Here is a 21,708-nt window from a genome sequence, read left to right on the forward strand (position 1 = left end):
AGGCAAGCTGTCTCCAGACGGAGAAGGCGGAGACGCTACGCGATCCCGGACAAGCAGAGAAGCCGCGCCGCTCCGGGATCCATCGTAGAGTTTCGGAGCCTTCCGCTGCCTCCCGGGTCAAGCTCGGGATGACAGGGCGGCTCCGTGCAAAATCCGTATGTTCCAAACGCCGCGGCGAGGCGCGCAATCGGTTGGCAGGACCCTTTTCAGGGCCTGCTTGTCACGCCTTGTGCGTGAACCACATGGCGCCGCCGCCGCGCCAGCCGTCATTGTATTTGCCGAGGTCGATGAAGGGATTGGCCAGTTCGCTCTCGAAGGCGCCGTCGCGGCAGATATAGCCGGTCGGCATCAGCGGCGTGATGCGGTGCTGGTTGCCCATCATGTAGACCGCCAGCATATAGGCCTCGTTCCAGTACCAATTCTTGAAGTAGTTGTCGTAGTCCCAAGGCAGGGCGATGTCGTGGATGTGCACGATCACGCCCGGCTTGATGCGCGGCAGGATGTCGATGAAGAACACCGTCACGTCCGAGTTCATGAAGGTGCGGTGCGAGCCGTCGAAGAACAGGATGTCGCCGGCCTCGAGCACGTCGAACACCGACAGGTCGCAGGTTTCAAGCCCGTAGCGGACGACCTCGTCGCAGATGGCATCGATCTTGGCCCGCGGTTCTGGGTCGATCGAGGTGATCTTGGTGGAAAGCGCTCCGTCCTGCACGGCCATCTTGGCGAAGCAAGTCGTGATCCCCGAGCCGATCTCCAGATAGCGCTTGGGCTTGTGGGTCCGGATCATGGTGTAGAGCGTCAACGCGTCGAAGGCGCAATAGGGCACGCCGGCCCAGGCTGGAAGCGGCAGCTTCGCCTCGTCGAACTCCAGCGGAACCCGCGCGAGCTCTGGCGCGAACCCGCGCATCGATCCGAGGAAGGCGTTGAAATCGCTGGTGTGGGCGCGGAACCAATTGTCGAGCGAGGGAATACGCGGCTGGCTGTACCCCCAGCGCGGCGCGAAATCGCGCGAGGGAAGATATTCGATCGGCACACCGTAGCGCGAATAGGGTGTCCCCTCCAGGATCTGGAGGCCGGACGTGGACTCTGCCGATTGCGGCGTCGCGCCGCTTCGCAGGAGCGCCAGCTCGGAGCGAGCGCGCTCCAGCTCGGCTCGGGCCTGGTCGCGTTCGCTGTAGAGGCGGCGGACTTCGGGAATGGCGAGGGCCGCAGCCTTCAGGAACTGACGCATGGAGGAAGCCTTTTCAAGCGATAGCAGGTAATCGCGCACGGCCAGTTGACGCTAGGGGCAGGACGCATGGTCGCGGCGAGTTAACCTGCGATGCGATCGAAGGCAAGCCCACCCCTTTTGGCGTCTTCCGGCGTGTGTCGGACGGGCAGCGGCCTGACCGGATTCAACCGAATATCGCCGTACCTGTTTCGGCGCGGCGGATCGAACCATCGGCAATCCCGCGGCGAAGGCTGTCGATGAAATCCTGCACGCGGGAATAGTCGCGCACTGGTCCCAATGCGCTCAAATCCCAATCCCACCACGCCAGTTCCAGCAGAGCGTCGCATTGGTCCTGAGGCAGCCTGTAGCGCAGGTGACGCGCGGGCACGCCCGCCACGATGGCATAGGGTTCGACATTCCCGGTGACCACGGCACCTGCGGCGATCACCGCGCCGTGGCCGATGGTGACGCCGCCGAGGATGACCGCGCGCGTCCCGATCCAGACGTCATGACCGATGACGACCTGCTCGTTGCGCTCGTCGCGCTCGCCGACCAGTTCGGTCACCGCAATAGCCTGATAGGGTGAGAAATCGGCCATGCCGGCAGCGGTGCCGCTCGGATCGCTAGCGAAAGGATGCGTCGATACGAAATTGACCGGGTGATTGCCGGGATTGATGACAACGCCTTCGCCTATCGAGCAGAAGCGGCCGATGCGTGTGCGCGCGAGCTTAAGCGAACCGTTGACATAGCTGAACATGCCGATCGCGCAGTCGCCATCGACGTCGATATAGCTTGCCGTCAAGCGCGACGGCGTTTCCAGGACGAGGCGCCCCGAGGCCGTCAGGATGACGGGAAGGCCGGCCAGCCGGCGCAATCTCCTCGCGATGGACGTCAAGATGCTCATGGAGGCCCTTCGATGTGTGCCTTGCGACCCTGTCCGGGGCGGCTCACCGGAACAGGCAGGAAGCTGGGCGATCCGAAGAAGCGGGATCAGACGGCGACAGCGTCCGGACGATCGACTTCCTGCCGGTACAGGGCGCACATCTCTCCGACATCGCCATAACCGATCAGTTCACCGCCCTTCATGAACATCGCCTTGTTGCACCATTGCCGGATGATCTCTTCCGAATGTGATGCGAGGACCAGAATCTTGGAACGCTCCACGAAGCGCTCCATGCGGTTGCGCGCCTTGGTTACGAAGGTCGCGTCGCCCGCCATCATCCATTCGTCGAGGAGCAGGATGTCGGGCTCGATGGCTGTGGCGATGGCGAAGGCCAGCCGCAGCAGCATGCCGGAGGAATAGGTCCGCGTCGGCATGTCGAGATAATCGCCGAGTTCGGTAAACTCGGCGATCTCGGGGGCGAGCGCATCGATCTCCTGGGCGGTCATGCCGAGATAGCGGCCGCGCAGACGGATGTTTTCGCGCCCGCTGATGTCGTGGTTCATGCCGAGGCTGAGGTCGAGCAGGGCCATGACCCGGCCTTCCGTATAGACCGAACCGCGCGTCGGCTCGTAGATTTCCGCGATCGCACGAAGAAGCGTGGTCTTGCCGGCCCCGTTCGGGCCGATCAGTGCGACGCGTTCGCCCGCCACCATGTCGACGGTGATGTCCGACAGGGCGCGTACGACCGGCGCGGCGCGTGCGCCCGTCAGGATCTTGCCGCCGGTCGCGCGCGCGAGCACCGTTTTCTTGAAGGAGCGATGGCCGGCATGCATGATTGGGAATTCGATCGACAACTGGTCGAGATGCACAAGGGACATTGGTCAGATCCAGTAGACAATCTGCTTACGTGCGCGCACGAACAGCCAGGTGGTCACCGCCCCCCCGACGACCAGGCACAGCAGCGCCATCGCGGCGACCTTCCAGCTGATCAGCTCGGACAGCAATGGCGCCCGCAGCAACTGGATAAATGCGTAGAATGGGTTCAGGTCGACCACCCAGGACGGCGCATGCTGGGTCGCAGGATTCCAGATGATCGGCGTCACGAAGAAACTGAGCTGGATGATACTGCCGACGATCTGGGTGACATCGCGAAAGCGCGCGCAAACGATCGACAGGAAAAGCGCTATCCAGAACATGTTGAGGAGCAACAGGATCACGCCGGGGAAAAACAGCAGCATATTGGCGCTTAGATGCAGATCGCAGTACCAGAATACGATAAGGTAAACAGGAATCGTATGCAGGAAAATGATGAAGTTTCGCGCGACGATCTGAAAAATGAACAACGTTCGAGGCAATTTGACCTGCTTCATCACTGAAGCGTTGTCGAGCATCGCGCGGCAGGATTCGTTGATGACGCCCGTCAGGAAACCCCAGATCAGCAAGCCTATCGCCATGAAAGGCAGGTATTTCTTCACTTCGAGGTTGAACAGGGACGCATAGAGCGGACCGAGCCCGAAGATGAACACGCCGGAGCTGATCGTCAGCCAGAATGGCCCGATCAGCGAACCGCGATAGCGCTGGAGGATGTCGCTCCAGGCTAAGGTCATCCAGAAGGATGTCGAGCGCAGCGACGCCGCGAGATCCGCGAGAGCCAAAGCGTTGAGCGTCGGGTAGCTGCGCCGTTCCATCACATCATGAGCCAGTTTTTCGTCTCGGCCGTCCATCAGCCGCTTGAGGCGAGCCCTCCATTTCCCGGAGCCTGAAGCCTTGTCCAGTTCGCTCGATATGCGGGCCTTCAAGCATGGAACGCCCGAGTCTGTCCAGAGCGGGCCGCTACGGTATGGCGGGCGCGTCCCTAGCTGAGCCCGTAGTCGCTGGCGAGCACCTTGCGCACGCCTTCGACGAGCGAGGTCTTGGGCTTCCAGCCGGTCTTGCCGAGGAACAGGCCGGCATCCAGCGTCTTGTACGACGCGCCCTTGAAGGTTCCTGGCGGATAGGTGATCTCAGCCTGCCAGCCAAGCGCCTCGACCACGGCTCGGGCCGACTGGTCGATCGTCACGGGGGCGTTGGACGAGCAATTCAGCATCGTATTGTCGAAAGTCGCATCGGCGGCGAAGATCGCCTCGATCTGGTCGTCAACATAGAGCAGGTCGCGCACCGTGTCGGGCTCGCCCCAGACCGTGAAAGCCGTCGCGCCGCCGCGCATCTCCTTCACTGCCCGGTCGATCATGCCGGTCATGAAATGCGTCCGTTCGGGCGCCTTGTGATCCTGCGGGCCATAGACCGTCGCCAGGAACAGGTGGAGATAGCGAAGGCCGTATTGCGAGGCGTAGGTCTCGCTGCCGACGGCCAGCAATTGCTTGGCCAGGCCATAGCCTCGCACGCTGGGATGCATCGGCCCCGACTGGAACTCGCCTTCGACGATCGGCTTGTCGCTTTCCGGAAACGCGCAGGAGCTGCCGGTCGAGATCAGCTTGGCTTGGGGCTGATGCAGCCGCCAGGCTTCGAGGACGTTAAGATGGATGCGGGCGTTGACCGCGATCAGTTCACCCTGAATGCCGTACTGGATCTGCCCGGTGCGCTGGCGCGTGACCAGATGGAGAATCCGGGCGGCCTTCGGCGCTTCGGCGAAAACACGCTGCGAAACGGCTGGATCGCTCAAATCACCGGCATCTCGGCCGATCGCGTGAAAGGGCAGACCACGCTCGCCCATGTAACGCGCGAAATTGCGACCGAGGAAGCCGTCGCTGCCGAGAATGATGGTCAGATCATCCTTAGGATTTGAAGCCATGGCGCAGCCACTCCTCGCGATACCATTCCACGGTCGGCTTCATGCCCGCCTCAAGATTGGTGAACTCCAGCCCGAGGGCGTTCCGGACGCGCTGTGACGTCGAGATCCGCTTGGCGGGGCCGAAGGCGCCTGGTGCCCCGGCCTCGATCGGCTTCGTGGAGCCCGCGACCCTCAGTACTGTCTCGGCCAGCGTCTGCAGGGTCGTCGTGGCGCCGGTGCAGAGATTGTAGGTCTCGTTGCGCCCTCGCCAGGCCAGGGACCGTACGAAGGCCTCGGCTACGTCGCCGGCATAGATGAAGTCGCGCTCGACCGTGGGGGCCCCCTTGATCGCGAAGACCGGATCGTCGTTCAGCGCCCTCATCACGAAGGCCGGCGCGACATGGGCCTTGGTCAGCGTCACGCTGTCGTAGGCGCCATATGGGTTCGAGAGGCGGAAGACGACACTGTTGACGCCGAAGCGCTGCGCATAGAGACCTGCGATGATCTCCGCCCAGCGCTTCGACCAGGCGTAGAACGCCTCGTTGGCATTGGGGCCGGCATTCAGGTCGATGGGAACCGCGTCGTCCATGACCGCCAGGCCGGCCTCGTAGACGGCGACCGAGCTGGCGAGGCGAACTTCACGAATCTTCCGCTCGGCGCAGAAATGGTAGACGCGCGTATTCAGCTCGACATTGTTCAGGACGATGTCGCTCTGGGCCAGATCGAAACGGCTCGAATCGTAACGGAACGCGCCGAGATGGATCACGATCGTGTCTGCCGGCAGTTCCGGCAGCGAAGACAGTTCCGCGAGCGGGACGACACGGCTGCAGCCGGGAACCGAGCGCGATTGCCCGGTCACTCCGATCAGCGTTTCGACGCGGCCGGCGAGTGCCTGGGCGACATGGCGGCCGACGAAGCCGCTCGCGCCGAACAGCACGACGGCGGCAGGCAGGGTGCTCATGACGCCGCTTGGTTTTTCAGAGCGCCCTTGCCGATCACCTGCAGCTTCGGCACGGGGACGATAAACTCGCCGCCGCCTGCGAAATAGGCCTGCTCCTTGGCGATGAACTCCGACAGGAAGTTCCAGGCGAGCACCAGATACGCATCCGGCCGCTTCTCGTCCTCGGCGATGATCGGGATGCGCGATCCCGGCATCATGTAGCCGACCTTCATCGGGTTCTTCTCGGTCGCCTGCTGCACAAGCTCAGGGCCGATGCCGAAGCTGTTGACCAGGGTCGCGCCCTTGGCCGGCGCGCCATAGGCGTAGACGCTCTTGCCTTCGGCCTTGTAGCGCTGAAGCAGGGCGACGAGTTCGTCGCGCAGCTTCCAGACATTGTTCGCGAAGGCCTCGTAGGTCTCGAACTCGCCGAACTTCTTGGCCGCCTCGTCGGCGCGCATGGCCATGACCGAATTGCCGATCGGACGCTTGCCCTTCGGCGCGACATGGATTTCCAGCGAGCCGCCATGGATGTCGACGACGCCCGCCTCGAAGACTTCGAGCCCGTGCTGAGCGAAGAGTGCCTCGATGGATTTGAGCGTGTAATAGACGAGATGCTCGTGATAGACCTGATCGAAGGCGAGGTTCTCCAGCATGCCGCCGAGATAGATCGCCTGCACAACGAAGACGCCATCGTCGGTGAGAAGCTTCTTCACGCCCTTGATGACGCTGTGCAGCTCCTCGAGATGGAAGAACACGCCGGCGGCGGTGACGAGCGACGCCTTGCCCTCCTTCGCCACGATCTCCTCGGCCGTGGTCTCGTTGAAGAACCGGGCCCAGGTTGGCACCCCGCGCTTCAGCGCCAGCTCGACGACATTGGCGGCCGGGTCGATGCCGAGCACGCGCAGCCCCAGCGGCTGGTATTGGGCGAGCCAGGAACCATCATTGGAGCCGATGTCGACGACCAGTTCGCCGGGCTTCAGCCCATATGTCGCCGTCAGCCGCTCGGCCGTCTCCTTGAAATGCGCGACCAGCGTCTTGGTCGTGCCAGAGACATAAGGATAGTCGGTGAACATGCTCTCCTTGGGGATCGTATGGTCGATCTGAACAAGGGTGCAGGCCCGGCAGAAGCCGACCCGAAGCGGATAATAGGGCTCGCGCTGGCCGGCGAGCGCCGGCGGGATCAGGCGATTGCAATGCGGCTGGTCACCGAGATCCAGAAACATCTCGACATCGGTCGAACCACAACTGCGGCAGGCGATTCCTAGTTTCGTCATCGGTCTAGCTTCATCCATTCATGCGATTCATACCGTTCCGCTCTGTCTTCGAGCGAAATCAGGTGCTCCACGACCACCAATGCTGCTCGTGGCGGTTATCGTTGAAGATGTCGTAGTGCGGGGTCTGGGCAAGGCCAAGCGCGGCACGGTCTTCGCCCTGCCATCCCTTTGCGTCGAGCAGAGTGCGCAGCGTACCCCATTGGCGAATGCGCCGGCGTAGTTGCAAGTCGAGCGCATCGACCCCCTCCACGGCGGAGAGCAAGCGGCCGCTGGCATGCTGCGCCGCGCGGGCGAAATCCGGGGTCTCGCCGCGCCGCTGCAGATAGGCGGCCGTCGCCGAGGCGAGATCGAAATCGGTGCTGTAATGCCCGCAGAACGATTTGCGATAGCTCAGGGACTGGCGGAAAAGGTCCACGGCCTCCGCCACCGGATGTGCGTCGTAGCTATAGGCGACGCCAGCCTCTGTGCGGTGCAGGTACCAGGCGCGGAGATCCTCGATCTCGGCGCGCGGGTTCTGCGTGGTCCGCTCTTCCGGGTAGTTGTTGAAGACCCCGAGACGCTTCGGCACGTGAAGCGTCTTGATATGGGTCAGCAGCCGTCCCTTGAACTCGGTGTCGCCGGCAGCCCGGAAATTCTCGTCATAATAGCCGAAGCGGTCGTGGATGCTCTTGCGATAGAGCCCGGCGACCCAGCTGAGATAGCAGGTCTCGAGCCTGATCAGGGCGGGATTGAAGCCGGTCCGATCATAGACCATCACGTCATGGTCGAAGACGCCGGCCTTGTCGACTTCGGTCACGATCGAATCCGCCATGGCCCAGTCGACTTGCGGATTGGCGTCCAGCGCCTTGGCCAATTCGGCAAGGCAATCTGGATGCATGCCCTCGTCGGCGCCAAGGAAGGTGAGATAGGGAGCACGCGCCAGCTTGATGCCGCGGTTCCAGGCGGCCTGGATGGTCTCGCGCGCGGCCGAGCGGGCAAAGACGATCGGGAGCGCGCTCTGAGCCGCATAGGCCTTGAAGACGTCGTATTCCCGCGTCGGCGAGTTGCTGTCGACCAGCACGACCTCGACGCGGCCCTCTCGGGCGTAGGACTGGGCCGCGATATTGTCCAGCAGCGTCCGTAGCTTGGTCTCCGCATTGTAGAGCGAGACGATGACCGAAACGCGCGGGGCGCCGTCAGCCGGCCGGAGGTCGTCGAGGATGGCCAGCGGCAGATCTGGCTTGGAGAGATTGCGGCGGTATTGCTCGTCCAGAAGCGCACGCGAACGCTCGAAGACGTCGTCTCCGGGCGCGAACATCGCCTCCGCAGCTTCGGCCTCGCGCAGATAGCCGGCGCTGCGCAGTGCTCCGGTCACGAAGTCCAGATCACCGAACTTGTCGCCCCCCATCCAGCGCATGGCGCGCAAGCAGTAGGTCGCGGCGATGACGTCGTTGTCGCGCTTCCGCTCGAGCCGGGCCATGTCGCGGAAGACCTGGACGCGCGCGACCCGGATATGGCCGAGTTCGGCCGAGACCCGTTCGAGCTTGTGCGTGACTTCCTTCTGGGATCGTTCGGGAAGCGTCAGCAGCTGGGCGCGCGTCGCGTCGACGGCGGCCGCCGACCGAATCTGCGCGACGCTCGACTGCTCGAGACCGCGATGCTTGACCAGGTTGTTGCTCAAAACCTTGTACACGGGCCGCAGCGACGGCCGCCAATGCCTGGCCTCCCGCAGCGCGCCCTTGACGGTCCGCAGCTGGGCCTTGACCTTGCGCAAGCTCGCCTTGGCATCGGGCGACAGATTTCGACCCACTGCGCGCTTCGTCCGATAGACGACCCCGTTCTCGTTGGGCCGGCGCGGCTTGTTGAAGCTGTCGAAGCGATGACGGATTTCGGCGGCACTCTGGATCGCGGACTGATCACGTGGGCCAAACGGCTCATACATCGCGGCAAGATCGGCGGTGTCGACTTTCGACGGGGCCCTGCCCAGGGAGGCGACGATCCGTTCGCGCAAGCCGTCGTAGTCGTCCAGGCCCGCGCGAATGCGCGCCGCCGCGGAACGGCTGCAATCGATGTCGATCACCAGTTCGGAGAGGGCCGGATGGTGCTTGCCGAGCCACTGGGCGACACCCGCGCGACCCGAAACGAATGCCGGGCAGCCGAGGCGCAGGGCTTCCAGCGCGACCAGGTTGAACTGGTCGTAGCGGGACGGCAGCACCACGACGCTTCGACCGAGGAACAGTTGCGTCAAATCGGCTGGAGTTCTGTGCTGTTCATAGTCGAGATCGATCTGGCGCAGCCGCTTCATCATGTCGAGCGTCGGCTGCGAGCCGATGCCGCTGCCGCCGGTCGACTCCGATCCGATCACCATCGCCTTGTTGAACGAAGCCGGATCCAGGCACCAGACGATGTCAGCGAAGAGATCCGGCCCCTTGCGGCGCTCGCGGCGGCCGATGAATGCGACATCCGGCCGCCTGCCATTGCGTGGAGCCATGACCGGCGCCAGCCCGCCCGTGATGTGAAGCGGATCGATCAGGCGCGATTCGATGCCGGACCGGCCACGCCATTCTTCCGCGTAAGCTTCGCTCAGCGCATAGCGGACATCGGCACTGCGGAACTGGAGATGCTCGCTCGCCCGCAGTTCGGCCTGCCTGCGGCTCGAAATGGAGCCATGCGGCCAGATATCGGCCAAGGCGCTGGAGATCGTTCCATGCAAGGCCAGCGCGTGAACCCCGACCCGGATGCCCTGCGCCTCCAGCGCCCCGCGGATGAACAGCCCGACCGTGTCGTAGTCGGGCGTGTCGACGACATCGAAAGCGGTGTCTCCCAGGCTACGCTGGACGGAGGAAGCGAAATGCCACGCGTTGAGATAGCTCTGATAGAAGTGCTTAACTTCCGCCGGAAGCAGATTCGTGTTGCCCACATAGAACTGCTCGTAACGTATCCCGATCGCATTGGCCGGGCGCGGCGCGTCGGCGGACTCACGTCTCAAAAAATAGAAGTATGTATTGTCCGGACGCTGCTCGATCAGCTTGCGGTAAGCCGACTGACCACCGCCGACGGTGTCGTACAGGTCGCTTTCGACGATGAGCACGCGCTGACCACGCCCTGACAACGTCTGGAACGCTGGCGTGACCGCCTGACCAACCTCGACTGTCTCGCGCCTTGTCATTCCGCTCGCTTCACTTTTTACAGCATTGGGCAGGCATGCCGGGGCAGGCTGAGTGACATCGGACGGCGCCGGCAGCCCCATTCCGGACGCCGGGCCTTGTGACGCGCCTCTCGCGACATTGCAAGCCCGGCCGTCGACGGATGAGATGCCGGCCAAACTCGCCGCGGCCGCCATGCACGGCATGGCTCGACCCGGCGGGCAGCGGTCAGTTCTGCAGGATCGCCGAACCCTGCCTGTCCATGTCGATCGGGATCAGGAACGCCTTCTGCATTCTCTCGTTGAACGCGGCCCTGCGCTCGGGCGGAATAACCATCAGCAGGAAGCCACCCCCGCCCGCTCCGCAGAGCTTGCCGCCATAGGCTCCGGCCTCGATCGCCGCGTCATAGAGTTCGTTGATCTCGGGCGTCGAAACCTTGGTCGAAAGGCTGCGCTTGATCATCCAGCCTTCGTGCATCATGGCGCCGAAAGTCGCGAGCATTCGCTCCGGATCGCTCCCTTCGAGCACCTCGACCGCCTGCGTCGTCAACGCCAGAAGCTCACCGAGCTCGCGGTCGACCTTGCGCTCGCGCGTCGCCTCGATCTGCTCCTTCACCGTGGCCGAAGCCGAACGCTGAATGCCCGTATAGATCAGGACGAGCGAGGACAGCAGCATGTTCTGGCTGTCGGAATGCATCTGGACGGGCGATATGCGAATCCGGCCGTCGACGAAATCGAAGCGGTTGAGCCCACCGAAGGCCGCATGCAACTGGTCCTGGACACCGACGCTGTCATTGAGCAGCTCGCGCTCGGCGTGGATGGCGGCAAGCCCCAGATCGAGCCTGGTCATCTGCTCGGCCTTGAGTGCCTTGACCAGATTGATCAAGCCGACCGTGAAGGCCGACGAGCTTCCGAGGCCGCTGCTGGCCGGAAGATCGGCGATCACACTCATATCGAGTGCCTCGTCGACCTTATAGTACTTTAACACCTCTCGAATGACCGGATGCTGAATATCCTCGATCCTGGTCGTATTCTCCAGGCGGCTGTAGCTCAGTCGATACTTGTAATCGATGAAAGTCGCGAGGCGCAGCGCACTGATATAGATATATTTATTGATCGCCATGCCGACGACCGCACCCGGAAAGCGAGAGAAGTACTCGGGATAGTCAGTACCGCCGCCGAAGAAGCTGACGCGCAATGGAGTTCGCGAGGTGATGAGCATTGTGCGTTCCTGGCACGGCGGTGCGCCTCCACGCGGGAGGCGCCTTGTCCCGAGGCCCTGAGAATCAGACGTTCGAGAACTTGCTGTTCCGGATCATGCGATAGCCGCGGATCAGCTCCTGGATGCCGGCATCCAGCGAATGGTCCGGGCTCCAGCCCGAAGCTTCGATCTTGGCGTTCGAGACGATGTAGTCGCGCTTGTCCGGATCCTCGCCGATCGGCGATTCCAGATAGGAGAACTCGGGGATGAAGCGCTTGATGCGCTCGCACAGCTCCAGCTTCGACAGGTTCGCATCGGACAGGCCGACGTTGAAAGCGTTGTTGTTGAGCTTGCCGTAATTCGCCAGCATGTGACGAAACGCCTTCGAGACGTCGCGCACATGGATGTAGTTGCGCTTGAAATTACCCTCGAAGATCACGACGGCACGGTCGGTGACGGCACGATAGGTAAAATCGTTCACGAGCAGGTCGACGCGCATGCGCGGCGCCATGCCGAACACCGTGGCGAGGCGCAAGGTGATGCCGTTGCCGTTGTCGAGAACGGCCTTCTCCGCATCGCACTTCGTCGTCCCGTAAAGCGAGATCGGGTTGAGCGGCGTCTCCTCGGTGCACATCTCGCCCTTGGTGCCGACCCCATAACCCGAGTTCGTCGTCGGATAGACGATCCGCTGGCTCGGGCTCAGGAGTTTCACGGCCAGACGCACGGCATCGAGATTGGTCGTCACCGCGCCGATCGGATCCTGCTTGCACAGCGGTGCACCAACCAATGCAGCGAGCGGAATCACCACGTCGGCGCGCGCGACCAGCGACTTCATCAAGGACTCGTCGCGGGCGTCGCCTCGCACCGGCTCGAAATTGGGATCGGCACAGAGCTGGGCCAGCACAGTGTCGTTGCGATTATAAGTATCGAGCGCAATGACCTGGTGCCCCTCGCGAAGCAGATCGGGAATCAGGATGCAGCCAATGTAGCCGGCTGCACCGGTCACCAGAATACGCTGTGCCATCTTGAAAAAAGCCCCGCTCGGAATCGTTTCGGGCCGCCATGTTTCTGGACGCGTATGGCGAGCAGTGGCTCTTTAGACAAACTGGGAAAGCACCACAACCCCTCGCGCGCCGCCGCCGCCGGCTCCCCTTGACGCTGCGGTCGAAGGCCGATTAAACCACGCCTTCCCGGCGGACCGGCCGTATTCGGGGCCCACGCGAAAGCTCAAACCTTGAGTATATTGTCCTATCTGGAAGAGTCGCGCCGTGTCATAGCGGCCAGCGAAACCCACCCCGGCATCGCCCGCACCGACGCGGCCGTCGCGATCATCAGCGAAGCGCTCTCCGCTGGCAAGCCGCTGCTCGTCTGCGGCAATGGCGGCTCGGCTTCGGACGCGATGCACATCACCGGCGAACTGGTCGGCCGCTTCCTGAAGGAGCGCAAGGCGCTGAACTGCATCTGCCTGTCGAGCAACCCGAGCGTGCTGACCGCTTGGTCGAACGATTATTCCTTCGAGACCGTGTTCTCCCGCCAGGTTGAGGCGTACGGACAAGAGGGAGGCGTTGTCCTCGGCATCAGCACGTCCGGCAATTCCGCCAACATCGTCAAAGCGTTCGAGACCGCCCATGCTCTCGGCATGAAGACGGTCGCCCTGACCGGACAAGGCGGCGGCGCCATGGCCGCCCATAGCGACGTCCTGATCGACGTGCCGTCGCGTTCGACGCCGCTGATCCAGCAGGTCCACATCGTCCTCTACCACTATATCTGCGAGCACGTTGAAACCGCCACGATGGGACGCTGACGCTGCCCTCCCTTCCGCAACAGAGCGCCGCGCAGAACGCGCCGATCGACGATGTGACCGCCGTCATCCTGGCCGGCGGACAGGGCACCCGTATCCGCACGCTCTTTCCGGATGTTCCGAAACCTCTGATCCCGGTGGCCGGCCGGCCCTTCCTGGACTGGCTGACCCTCTATCTGGCAGCTGCGGGACTGCGGTCCTTCGTCTATTCCACCGGATACAAGGGCAGTCAGATCGACGACTGGTGCCGCGATGACGCGTTTCCCGGCTGCCGGCGCATCAGCGTCCACGAGCGTGAGCTGCTGGGCACCGGCGGTGGCCTGCTGAACTGTCTCGATGAAGCGGGCGATTGGATTCTCGTCGCCAACGGCGACGGGGTATGCATGACCGGCATCGACCGGTTGTTGGCTTTGCGGCACGTGCCAGGGGTCGATGGCGGACTGATCGGCGTCCATGTGCCGGACACGTCGGCCTATGGCAGCCTCGACAGCGACGACGACGGCAAGTTGGTGCGGTTTCGCGAGAAGCAGCCGGGCACCGGCTACGTCAACAGCGGTATCTATTTGTTTCGCAAGTCAGCACTGATGCCGCTGCGGCGGCAGGGGGTCCTGAGTCTCGAGCGGGACCTGATTCCGGAGATGCTCGCGGCCGGCCGTAATTTCCAGGTTGTGCATTGCGCGCAAGCACCCTTCATCGATATCGGCACTCCGGAAGCGATGATGCGTGCAAACGACTTCGTCACGACCCATCTCGCCCATTTGGCACCCTGTTAAGAAGGGCACAGCCGGCCGCGCGGCCCGGCAACGCCCCCGAAAAGGCCGGGATGAAGAGCGCTATCTGGTATTGGGGTACAGGCGGGGCGGGATCGCGCGTGATGATGCGGATCGCGGACCGCCTGTCCGACGCCTATGGCGCCGGACAGGTCGCGCTGTTGATGCATGCGCAAAGCGATTTCCTCGATGCGGCGCGCCAACGCGGCCACCGCGTCTTCACCGTCGGCGGCGCGGCGGGACATCGCGCCAAGTTGGGGCTTTTGCTCGCGGCGCCCCGGCGTGCAGGCCAATTGCTCGCCGCGCTGCTTCGCCACCGCCCGAAGGTGGTCATCATCCCGATGAACTTCGCCTTGGCGTGCCCGCTGGCCTTGCTTGTCAAAGCCCTGGGCGGCCGGCTGGTCTATGTCGTCCACGACGCTGAGCCCCACTCCGGCGATTTCGCGCCGGCCTATCAGCGCGCGACGCAGCGCTGGCTGGTCGGCCAGGCGCATGTGGTTGTGGCGATGTCGCAAGGCGTCGCAGCGCGCATGCGCGAGCTTCAGCCGGAACTGGCTGCTGATGCGATCGATGTCGTGCCGCTCCACATGCTGGCACGGGAGCCGCGACGCGGCGGACGTCCAAACCCGGAAGGGCCGCTGCGTCTCCTGTTCATGGGGCGGCTGCTGCCCTACAAGGGCCTCGACTTATTGGCGCAGGCGCTTTCACAGCTTTCACAGCGAACAGACTGGCGGCTGACCATTGCCGGCGACGGTCCCGAGCGAGAGCAGGTGCAGCGCTGGTTCGGCGGTATGCCGCAGGTCGATCTCACGCGCCTGAGGCCTTTCGAGGAAGCCGAGGTCGAAGAATTGATCGACAGCCATGACATCATGCTCTGCCCCTATCGCGACGCCAGCCAGTCCGGCTCTGTGGCGGAGGCGCTCTATGGCGCGATGCCGAGCCTGGTGACGCCGTCGGGCGCTCTCGCCGAGCAGATCGGGTACGGTGCCGCGGGCTGGATCACAGCGGCTGCGACACCCGAGGCGATCGCAGCGGCGGTCGCCGATTGTCTCGACAACCGCGACACCTACGCCGCGCGCTCGGCATCGACGGCGGCCTTCGCCCGGGCCGAGCTGGCCTTCAACGCGTGGCCAGCCATTCTCGCCAAAGCGACCACTTGATTCAGACGCATGACGCGGCGCTTTCCACAGACTATGTACGAAAATCCGGCAGCAGGAATCGCATAGTGAGTTTCGAGGGATTGATCGACGGTGTCGGGCTTTGGGCCGAAAGCCCGACGCGGCGTGAACTCGCGGGACGACCGGCACTGTTTCTCGATCGCGACGGCGTCATCGTCGAGGAAACCCACTATCTTTCGCGCGCCGAGGACATGGTCATGATTCCCGGCGTCGCGGAGGCTATCGCCAAAGCCAATGCCCGCGAGATTCCCGTGATCGTCGTGACGAATCAGGCTGGGATCGCGCGTGGATATTACGGCTGGGAGGATTTCGCCAAGGTCCAGGCAGCCATCATCGCCGCGCTGGCCGCGGCCGGGGCGACCTTGGACGTCGTTCTGGCCTGCGGCTATCACGGGGTCGGAACGGGGCCCCTTGCCGTGGCGGACCATGCCTGGCGGAAACCGAATTGCGGCATGCTCGACTATGCTGCCGAGCGCCACGGCATTGATCTGAGCCGGTCCTGGATCGTCGGCGACAAGGTTTCGGATCTTGAGGCCGGGTTGAAAGCTGGTTTGGCCGGCGGTTTCCTGGTCAGGACAGGGCATGGCGAAGCCGAAGCCGGATCGATGCCCTTGGCGCGGGCGCCGTTTCTAGACGGAACGTTCGCTGCCGGCGTCCGCGACAACGCCGGCATCGCTATTGGCGAACTTCTGCACGATCATCGACTTGGATAGAAATTCCGAGCTCCTGCGACATGCCATGCTCCGATGTGAATCTGCGAATGGGGAACGGTCTGGAGTTGTTTCCAATTGCGCCCCCGAAGTGCGCTCCGGTTTAATAGGCCTTCGCCGATGTCCCTGAACGGCAAAGCCCGCCTTCTGATCGTCGACCAGTCGCTTCGCGACATGGTCGGCCATCACTTCGAATATGATCTCGCGGTCGGTGACAGCGCGGCAGAGCACGGCCTGTCGGCCTCCGTGCTGGCCCATGCGAGCTTCAAAGACCTGACGCTTTTCGGCGACATACCGGCGACGCCCTGGTTCACGCAGACTTATTACAGCGTCGATCGCTCCAGGAGCGTCCAGCTCGCGCGCCGCCTGTTGCAGAAGCTCCCAATCTCGCTGCGCGCGCCGCTCATCCGGGTCGCCTCCTCGGTGCTCGGTCGCCTGAGGGCCAGGGAAGGAGCAACCTCGCAAGCGAAGACGGCGCCCCTACCGGTTTTTGGCGCCGAGCTCGGGCGATATCTCGATGTCCAGGGCTTCGGATCGCAGGACCATGTCCTGATTCACACGATCAACATGTCCGAGCTGCATTCGGCCATGGCAGCGTTCGCGAATGTCGAAGGCGGACCGATGCTGCATGTCGTCCTGCGGCGCGACGCCGATGAGCCCGGCATCCGCTCGGGCCCGTGGGGCGGGGCGCCGGGCGCATTCGAGCGTCTCGCCGCCGCACCCGCGCTGGCTCGGCGCGTCGCGTTCTATACGGACAGCGCGGGGCTGGCCCGGCAGTATCACGAGATGGCTCCCGATCTGCTCTTCCGGGTGCTGCCCGTGCCTTATCCCGTTCCCGCAGATCACCCGGTCGGCCGGTCGCGCCAAGCCGGCCCGCTGAGGCTGACCTATGTCGGCGATGCCCGCGTCGAAAAAGGATACGATCACCTGCCACAGCTCATGAGCGAGCTCGGCGAGACGCTGATCGACGGACGGACGGCCAGGCTGGTCGCGCAATCCAATGCCGCCATGAGTCTGGAGGACGATGTCATCGCCCGAGCGCGCGATACCTTGAAGCGGTATCCGACCACTCAGGTCGAGCTGCTGACACAGGTGCTCGCCGTCGACGAGTTCAATACGCTGTTGTCGGATGCCGATATCGTCATCCTGCCTTATGATGCCCAGAACTATCGCAACCGCAGCTCTGGCATCCTCGTGCAGGCGATCGCAGCCGGAAAGCCGGTCGTGATCCCGTCCCGCACCTGGCTGTCGGACACTGCGCCTGCCGGAACCAATGTCCAGTTCGATACCCCGAAGCAATTGGGCCAGGCCGTTGCGACCGCGATCCGGTCCTTCGACGCCCTCTCGGAGGAGGCGGCGCGGAACGCGCCGGCATGGCGCGCCTTCCACAATGGTTCGAATCTCGTCGGCATCCTGAAGAACGCGCTCGAAATGGCTGGCCGGGATACGTGACAGAGATCGATCTCAGCGAACCGCCCGCGCCAGGACGGCCCCGCGCCAGGGTCGCCATCATATTTCCCGCGCAGCATCTGCGCGATGCGGCGGGAGCCGCAGAAGTCCTCCGCCAGCAACATGAATGGCTGACCGAGCAAGGCTATGCCAGCCATCTCGTGCTGACCGCGCCGAGCCTGTCGCCGTTGCGAAGCTGGCGCGCCGAGCAAGCCGAACAGGCGCTTTCGCAGGCGCGGGCACTGGGCTTCGACAAGATCACGGTGGTCGGGGTGGGCTGGCGACGTCCCCGCCGCTGGCCCGCGATCCTACGGCTCGCGATCGCGGTCCTGCGGCAAGACTGGTCCCTGGATACCGATCTCGCGACCTCGGGCGTGCTCGATACGGAAGCCATTCGGCTCCGGTTGCGAAACGAGACCGATTTCGTCATCTGCAATTATCTGTCGGGCATATCGGTGGCCAACGATCTGGCGCCTCCGGAACGGCAGCTGGTGATCCTCCATGACTGGATCGACACGGCACCATCGCCCGGCATCGCCCGGATCCTGCGGGAAAATCGCGGCAGGCTCGCGCTGAACGCCGAGGAAGCAAAGCGGATCACGCTCGCGGCGCCGGAGCACCCATGCCTTGTCGGCATTCCCGTGAGGCTCTCCAAGGATGGCACGGTTGCGCCTCGCTCCCGACCGTTGCACCTCGCCGATGCGCTCGCCGCATCTGGCCCTGAGGCTCCGGCCGCGGCACAATCGCCAGCGACAGCCTCCCCCGAGGGCAGCCAGGCTATCGATCTTCTGTTCGTCGGCGGCGCGCACGTTCCCAACCGGGAAGGCATCACCGCTTTCGTGCGCGATTGCTTCGGTCCTTTCCTGTCCACTCGCGGCATCAATCTCGTCATTGCCGGCACCGTTGGGCAGCATCTCGATCTCGCCCCGCTTCCCGGCCTCCACATCGTCGGGCGAGTCCGAGATCTGAGGCCGCTTTACGATGCGGCCCGTCTCGTGATCGTGCCGCTACTCACCGGCACCGGAATCTCGATCAAGACGCTGGAAGCCATTGGCATAGACAAGCCGGTTCTCGCCACGCCGGTCGGCCTGCGCGGGTTAGGAGACGCCGCAGACCTCGCCCATCCGCCCCCGTTCGACCAAAGATGGGCCAACCGGATCCTCGAACTCCTCGAAAGCCCCGAACGTCTCGAACGGAACCGGGCGGAGCTGAAACGTTTGGCGCGCGGACAATCGCTCGGGGAGGCGCTGGCCGGGGCCTTGGCCTCCCTCTGAATGGGCAACGCGCGCTAGCATCGAGGCCAGCCGTCCATTGGCAATCACCGAGGTCCAACTTGCGGGAGGAGGGCGGATCAGTCACCGAATTCGCGGCCGGGCAGCGCTTCGAGCTAGCCGGCAAATCTCCGCCACCGAAATCCCGTCCGCGCCCTGCTTCAGGATGAACGCTTTCTGCGCGTCCGAGAACTTCGAATCCTTCATCGTCTTCCGCTCCTCCCAGCCCGTGGGAAACGACATGGAAAACTCTAACCCAAAGCGATCCAGTTTTAGGGGCTCAGATCACGCCCCAGCGCTCAATCGCCCGGTTCACCGGCTCGTAGAAATCCAGGGCGCGAGAATCCCATTTCCAGTAGTAGTAGGAGAAGCCGTGTTTCAGAGCGGCATGGTAGGTTTCAAATTGGATGACGGCCTGCGGCTCGGCAAGTAGCAGGGTTTCAAGGCATTGCGAGAAATCGTGGTAGCGATCGCTGACGGCGTCGCCGCCCAGGCTGGTCAACGTTGAAATCGCTTCTTCAATCGTTCTAGACATGCGTGGGCTCGTCAGCGATGGCTCAGCTTATCAGCAGGGTTTTTATCGGCAGGGTTTCCGCGCGACATAACCGGACGTTATGATATCTGCCTGTCAAAGCGGCAAAAAATACCGAAAGAGCAGCAAGATGAATAACAAGTCCGCTTTTGCCGAGCCCTATCGCGCCCGCGCTGCCGCATCCAAAATCCCATTTGGCCGCCCCGCTATCGTCGGAAATGAGCTGGGCTATATAGCCGAGGCAATTGCAAATGGAACGATTGCGGGCGGCGGCCCCTTCATGCAGCGTTGCGAGAAGTGGCTCGAGCAGCATCTGCCCGCGCGCCGCGCCTTGATGACGCATTCCTGCACGGCGGCGCTCGAGATGGCGGCCATGTTGTCAGGTGTCGGACCGGGCGACGAAGTGATCATGCCGTCCTTCACGTTTTCGGCAACGGCGACGGCCTTCGTACTGCGCGGCGCCACACCTGTCTTCGTCGACATCAGGCGGGACACGCTGAACATCGACGAAAACCTGATCGAAGCCGCCATCACGCCCAGGACACGTGCCGTCGTGCCAGTGCATTATGCTGGCCTAGCTTGCGAGATGGACACAATTCTCGCCATTGCAGCGCGCCACAAGCTGCTCGTCATCGAGGATGCCGCACAGGCGCACCTGTCTTTCTATAAGGGGCGCGCATTGGGAACCATTGGCGATCTCGGCTGCTTGTCGTTCCACGAAACCAAGAACATCATCTCCGGTGAGGGCGGCGCGCTGATCGTCAGCAATGAGCGCTTTCTGGAGCGCGCCGAGATCATTCGCGAGAAAGGCACCGATCGCAGCAGGTTTTTCCGCGGCCAAGTCGACAAGTACACATGGCAAGATATCGGATCGTCATACTGCCCGGGCGAAATCGTCAGCGCGTTTCTTTTCGCGCAGCTCGAGCATGTCGAGGCCATCTGTGCCCGCCGCCGCGCCTTGTACGATCTCTATCGTGAACACCTGCAGTTGCTGGCCAAGCGCGGCGATATCGTGATTCCCGAAGCGACAGGGACCGATGCCAATGGCCATATCTTCTGGCTCTTGCTCAAGGACGAGCCTACGCGGGCCGCACTCATCAAGCATCTGGCGGCCTATAATATTAACGCCGTGTTTCACTATATTCCGCTACATTCGGCACCGGCGGGCCGCAAATTTGGCCGGACCGATGGTGATCTGACCGTGACCGATTCCGTCAGCAACTCGCTGCTGCGACTGCCGCTCTATCTTGAGCTCACCGATGACGACGTACACCGCATCATCGACACGATCAGTGGCTTCTTCGGGCAAAAATCCTGATCATGCCGAGCTCCGCCAACGTTTCACTATCGAAAGGCTGTCGCGTCGGCATCATCCAGTCGAGCTATATTCCCTGGCGGGGATATTTTGACATGATCGAGCGCTGCGACGTGTTCGTATTTCTCGACAGCGTCCAGTTTACACGCCGCGACTGGCGAACGCGCAACGCCATCAAGACGCCGAACGGCTCGTCCTGGCTGTCGATTCCGGTGAAGCAGAAGGGCAATTTTCACGCCTCGATCGATTCCGTCGTCATCAATGACCCGAGCTGGGCGGCCACGCACCTGCGTAGCATTCAAGGTGCCTACCGTCGGGCCGAGGCTTATGATGCGGTTTACCCCGTCTTAGCCGATGCGTTTGCCGCGATTGCGCACCAGAGTTCTCTGTCGACCGTCAATCAGCATCTGACCCGCGCCCTGTGCGAAGCACTTGAGATCAAAACGCCGCTTCTGGTGGACGTCGACCTCATCGCGCGCGAGAGACTCGATACTGCCGATTCGACCCAGCGACTGATCGACCTGGCGAAGGCGGCGGGCGGGACATCCTACCTCTCCGGGCCGTCCGCGCGCAGCTATCTCGATGAAAGACGATTTCAGGATGCCGGTCTTGAGGTCGCATGGATGGACTATGCCAACAGTCTGATCCCGTACCGGCAACTCTGGGGGGATTTCGTGCCGGCTGTGTCCATTATCGATCCACTGCTGAATCTGGGCTTTGAAGCGACGCGGGCCACATTGCGGGATCGAAGCTATGCCGCATGATCCAGTAAGGCCCAATGGAACGTCAGGCGCGGATGCGACTGAATCCATCACCGTGTCATGGCTGCTTATTACGATTCGGCGCTCGCCCAGCACGGCACGACCGCGCGCGGAGTCGACTGGAAGGACGATGCCTCTCACCGGACCCGCCACGTCCAGTTCTTGAGGCTGATCGAGCACGATCCCGATGCTTCGATCCTCGATCTGGGCTGCGGCTATGGCGATTTCCTCACCGTCTTGCGGCAAGCTGGCCATCGTGGGAGCTATGTCGGCTGTGATATCGCATCCGGTATGATCGAAGCCGCACGTCAGATGCATGGCGAAGGGGACGACCGACGCTGGCACCTCGGTGCCGCCCCGCCGGAGGCATCCTGAATGTGCGGCGGGCACTGACCCGGCCGGCTGGTCCGGCTACGTCGACGAGACGATCGATCAACTTGCGGTCAACAGCACGAAAGGGTTCGCTTTCAACATGCTGACGCTGTGACCTGAGACCCTGATCTTCCTCCAGATTTGAGT

General features: G+C 63.1%; 20 protein-coding genes. 9 read left to right on the plus strand and 11 right to left on the minus strand.

The features are described from left to right. Window positions 1-220 precede the first annotated feature (220 nt). From GV161_RS14115 to GV161_RS14160, 10 genes are all read right to left on the minus strand, one after another. Window positions 221-1,231 (minus strand): class I SAM-dependent methyltransferase, encoded by a 1,011-nt coding sequence (locus GV161_RS14115; RefSeq protein WP_152012577.1) that lies wholly within the window; start codon window positions 1,229-1,231, stop codon window positions 221-223. A 163-nt stretch (window positions 1,232-1,394) separates the two neighbouring features. Continuing rightward, window positions 1,395-2,114, minus strand: coding sequence for a CatB-related O-acetyltransferase (locus GV161_RS31340; protein ID WP_152012576.1), 720 nt, complete (start codon window positions 2,112-2,114; stop codon window positions 1,395-1,397). Window positions 2,115-2,200: 86 nt separating this feature from the next. Beyond that, window positions 2,201-2,971: an ABC transporter ATP-binding protein gene (locus GV161_RS14125; RefSeq protein ID WP_152012575.1), complete on the minus strand. Its 771-nt coding sequence runs from the start codon at window positions 2,969-2,971 to the stop codon at window positions 2,201-2,203. 3 nt (window positions 2,972-2,974) lie between these two features. Beyond that, on the minus strand, window positions 2,975-3,892 hold the full coding sequence (locus GV161_RS14130; protein ID WP_152012574.1) for an ABC transporter permease: 918 nt from the start codon (window positions 3,890-3,892) through the stop codon (window positions 2,975-2,977). Between the two features lie 56 nt (window positions 3,893-3,948). Further along, window positions 3,949-4,884, minus strand: coding sequence for an NAD-dependent epimerase/dehydratase family protein (locus tag GV161_RS14135; RefSeq protein WP_152012573.1), 936 nt, complete (start codon window positions 4,882-4,884; stop codon window positions 3,949-3,951). Further along, window positions 4,868-5,824: an NAD(P)-dependent oxidoreductase gene (locus GV161_RS14140; RefSeq protein WP_152012572.1), complete on the minus strand. Its 957-nt coding sequence runs from the start codon at window positions 5,822-5,824 to the stop codon at window positions 4,868-4,870. The genes GV161_RS14135 and GV161_RS14140 overlap by 17 nt, the downstream gene beginning before the upstream one ends. Beyond that, the gene (locus tag GV161_RS14145; RefSeq protein WP_244623912.1) at window positions 5,821-7,077 is read right to left on the minus strand and encodes a class I SAM-dependent methyltransferase; all 1,257 of its coding nucleotides are present in this window, start codon (window positions 7,075-7,077) and stop codon (window positions 5,821-5,823) included. The genes GV161_RS14140 and GV161_RS14145 overlap by 4 nt, the downstream gene beginning before the upstream one ends. A 58-nt stretch (window positions 7,078-7,135) precedes the next feature. Beyond that, on the minus strand, window positions 7,136-10,399 hold the full coding sequence (locus tag GV161_RS14150; protein ID WP_210253493.1) for a glycosyltransferase: 3,264 nt from the start codon (window positions 10,397-10,399) through the stop codon (window positions 7,136-7,138). A gap of 31 nt (window positions 10,400-10,430) precedes the next feature. Beyond that, the gene (locus GV161_RS14155; RefSeq protein ID WP_152012570.1) at window positions 10,431-11,423 is read right to left on the minus strand and encodes a GHMP kinase; all 993 of its coding nucleotides are present in this window, start codon (window positions 11,421-11,423) and stop codon (window positions 10,431-10,433) included. A gap of 64 nt (window positions 11,424-11,487) precedes the next feature. Then, window positions 11,488-12,426, minus strand: coding sequence for an SDR family oxidoreductase (locus GV161_RS14160; protein WP_152012569.1), 939 nt, complete (start codon window positions 12,424-12,426; stop codon window positions 11,488-11,490). 210 nt (window positions 12,427-12,636) lie between these two features. On the opposite strand from GV161_RS14160, the gene GV161_RS14165 reads away from it, so the two are divergent. The 6 genes from GV161_RS14165 to GV161_RS14190 all read left to right on the plus strand — a co-directional run bounded on the left by GV161_RS14165 (window position 12,637) and on the right by GV161_RS14190 (window position 18,584). After that, window positions 12,637-13,206 (plus strand): SIS domain-containing protein, encoded by a 570-nt coding sequence (locus GV161_RS14165; RefSeq protein ID WP_152012568.1) that lies wholly within the window; start codon window positions 12,637-12,639, stop codon window positions 13,204-13,206. Between the two features lie 53 nt (window positions 13,207-13,259). Continuing rightward, complete coding sequence (locus tag GV161_RS14170; protein WP_159650264.1) at window positions 13,260-13,976, plus strand: sugar phosphate nucleotidyltransferase; 717 nt, start codon at window positions 13,260-13,262, stop codon at window positions 13,974-13,976. Between the two features lie 98 nt (window positions 13,977-14,074). After that, entirely contained in the window at window positions 14,075-15,133 is a 1,059-nt protein-coding gene (locus tag GV161_RS14175) for a glycosyltransferase family 4 protein (RefSeq protein ID WP_159654019.1), read from the plus strand. Continuing rightward, window positions 15,130-15,864, plus strand: coding sequence for an HAD-IIIA family hydrolase (locus GV161_RS14180; protein WP_193219487.1), 735 nt, complete (start codon window positions 15,130-15,132; stop codon window positions 15,862-15,864). The genes GV161_RS14175 and GV161_RS14180 overlap by 4 nt, the downstream gene beginning before the upstream one ends. Window positions 15,865-15,981: 117 nt before the next feature. Continuing rightward, window positions 15,982-17,313, plus strand: coding sequence for a hypothetical protein (locus GV161_RS14185; protein WP_152012564.1), 1,332 nt, complete (start codon window positions 15,982-15,984; stop codon window positions 17,311-17,313). Beyond that, window positions 17,310-18,584: a glycosyltransferase family 4 protein gene (locus tag GV161_RS14190; RefSeq protein ID WP_159654017.1), complete on the plus strand. Its 1,275-nt coding sequence runs from the start codon at window positions 17,310-17,312 to the stop codon at window positions 18,582-18,584. Before GV161_RS14185 ends, GV161_RS14190 begins: the two co-directional genes overlap by 4 nt. Window positions 18,585-18,861: 277 nt before the next feature. Here the strand turns inward: GV161_RS14190 and GV161_RS14195 are convergent, their stop codons facing one another. Then, the gene (locus GV161_RS14195) at window positions 18,862-19,116 is read right to left on the minus strand and encodes a hypothetical protein (RefSeq protein ID WP_152012562.1); all 255 of its coding nucleotides are present in this window, start codon (window positions 19,114-19,116) and stop codon (window positions 18,862-18,864) included. A 127-nt stretch (window positions 19,117-19,243) separates the two neighbouring features. Here GV161_RS14195 and rffA point away from each other — a divergent pair, with 127 nt between their 5' ends. From rffA to GV161_RS14210, 3 genes are read left to right on the plus strand one after another with little or no spacing between them, the layout of a single operon-like run. Further along, on the plus strand, window positions 19,244-20,431 hold the full coding sequence (rffA, locus tag GV161_RS14200) for a dTDP-4-amino-4,6-dideoxygalactose transaminase (protein ID WP_152012561.1): 1,188 nt from the start codon (window positions 19,244-19,246) through the stop codon (window positions 20,429-20,431). A gap of 2 nt (window positions 20,432-20,433) precedes the next feature. Then, window positions 20,434-21,192 (plus strand): WbqC family protein, encoded by a 759-nt coding sequence (locus tag GV161_RS14205; protein WP_152012560.1) that lies wholly within the window; start codon window positions 20,434-20,436, stop codon window positions 21,190-21,192. A gap of 57 nt (window positions 21,193-21,249) precedes the next feature. Next, entirely contained in the window at window positions 21,250-21,564 is a 315-nt protein-coding gene (locus GV161_RS14210; protein WP_152012559.1) for a class I SAM-dependent methyltransferase, read from the plus strand. Window positions 21,565-21,708: the final 144 nt, after the last annotated feature.

Origin of the sequence: Bosea sp. 29B, from assembly GCF_902506165.1 — a bacterium.
GTDB lineage: Bacteria > Pseudomonadota > Alphaproteobacteria > Rhizobiales > Beijerinckiaceae > Allobosea.

What these genes read in the sequence shown, in the direction of transcription:
- GV161_RS14115 (WP_152012577.1), bottom strand. Translation starts at nt 1,231, where the DNA reads ATGCGTCAGTTCCTGAAGGCTGCGGCCCTCGCCATTCCCGAAGTCCGC.
- GV161_RS31340 (WP_152012576.1), bottom strand. Translation starts at nt 2,114, where the DNA reads ATGAGCATCTTGACGTCCATCGCGAGGAGATTGCGCCGGCTGGCCGGC.
- GV161_RS14125 (WP_152012575.1), bottom strand. Translation starts at nt 2,971, where the DNA reads ATGTCCCTTGTGCATCTCGACCAGTTGTCGATCGAATTCCCAATCATG.
- GV161_RS14135 (WP_152012573.1), bottom strand. Translation starts at nt 4,884, where the DNA reads ATGGCTTCAAATCCTAAGGATGATCTGACCATCATTCTCGGCAGCGAC.
- GV161_RS14140 (WP_152012572.1), bottom strand. Translation starts at nt 5,824, where the DNA reads ATGAGCACCCTGCCTGCCGCCGTCGTGCTGTTCGGCGCGAGCGGCTTC.
- GV161_RS14145 (WP_244623912.1), bottom strand. Translation starts at nt 7,077, where the DNA reads ATGACGAAACTAGGAATCGCCTGCCGCAGTTGTGGTTCGACCGATGTC.
- GV161_RS14150 (WP_210253493.1), bottom strand. Translation starts at nt 10,399, where the DNA reads ATGGCGGCCGCGGCGAGTTTGGCCGGCATCTCATCCGTCGACGGCCGG.
- GV161_RS14155 (WP_152012570.1), bottom strand. Translation starts at nt 11,423, where the DNA reads ATGCTCATCACCTCGCGAACTCCATTGCGCGTCAGCTTCTTCGGCGGC.
- GV161_RS14160 (WP_152012569.1), bottom strand. Translation starts at nt 12,426, where the DNA reads ATGGCACAGCGTATTCTGGTGACCGGTGCAGCCGGCTACATTGGCTGC.
- GV161_RS14185 (WP_152012564.1), top strand. Translation starts at nt 15,982, where the DNA reads ATGTCCCTGAACGGCAAAGCCCGCCTTCTGATCGTCGACCAGTCGCTT.
- GV161_RS14195 (WP_152012562.1), bottom strand. Translation starts at nt 19,116, where the DNA reads ATGTCTAGAACGATTGAAGAAGCGATTTCAACGTTGACCAGCCTGGGC.
- rffA (WP_152012561.1), top strand. Translation starts at nt 19,244, where the DNA reads ATGAATAACAAGTCCGCTTTTGCCGAGCCCTATCGCGCCCGCGCTGCC.
- GV161_RS14205 (WP_152012560.1), top strand. Translation starts at nt 20,434, where the DNA reads ATGCCGAGCTCCGCCAACGTTTCACTATCGAAAGGCTGTCGCGTCGGC.
- GV161_RS14210 (WP_152012559.1), top strand. Translation starts at nt 21,250, where the DNA reads ATGGCTGCTTATTACGATTCGGCGCTCGCCCAGCACGGCACGACCGCG.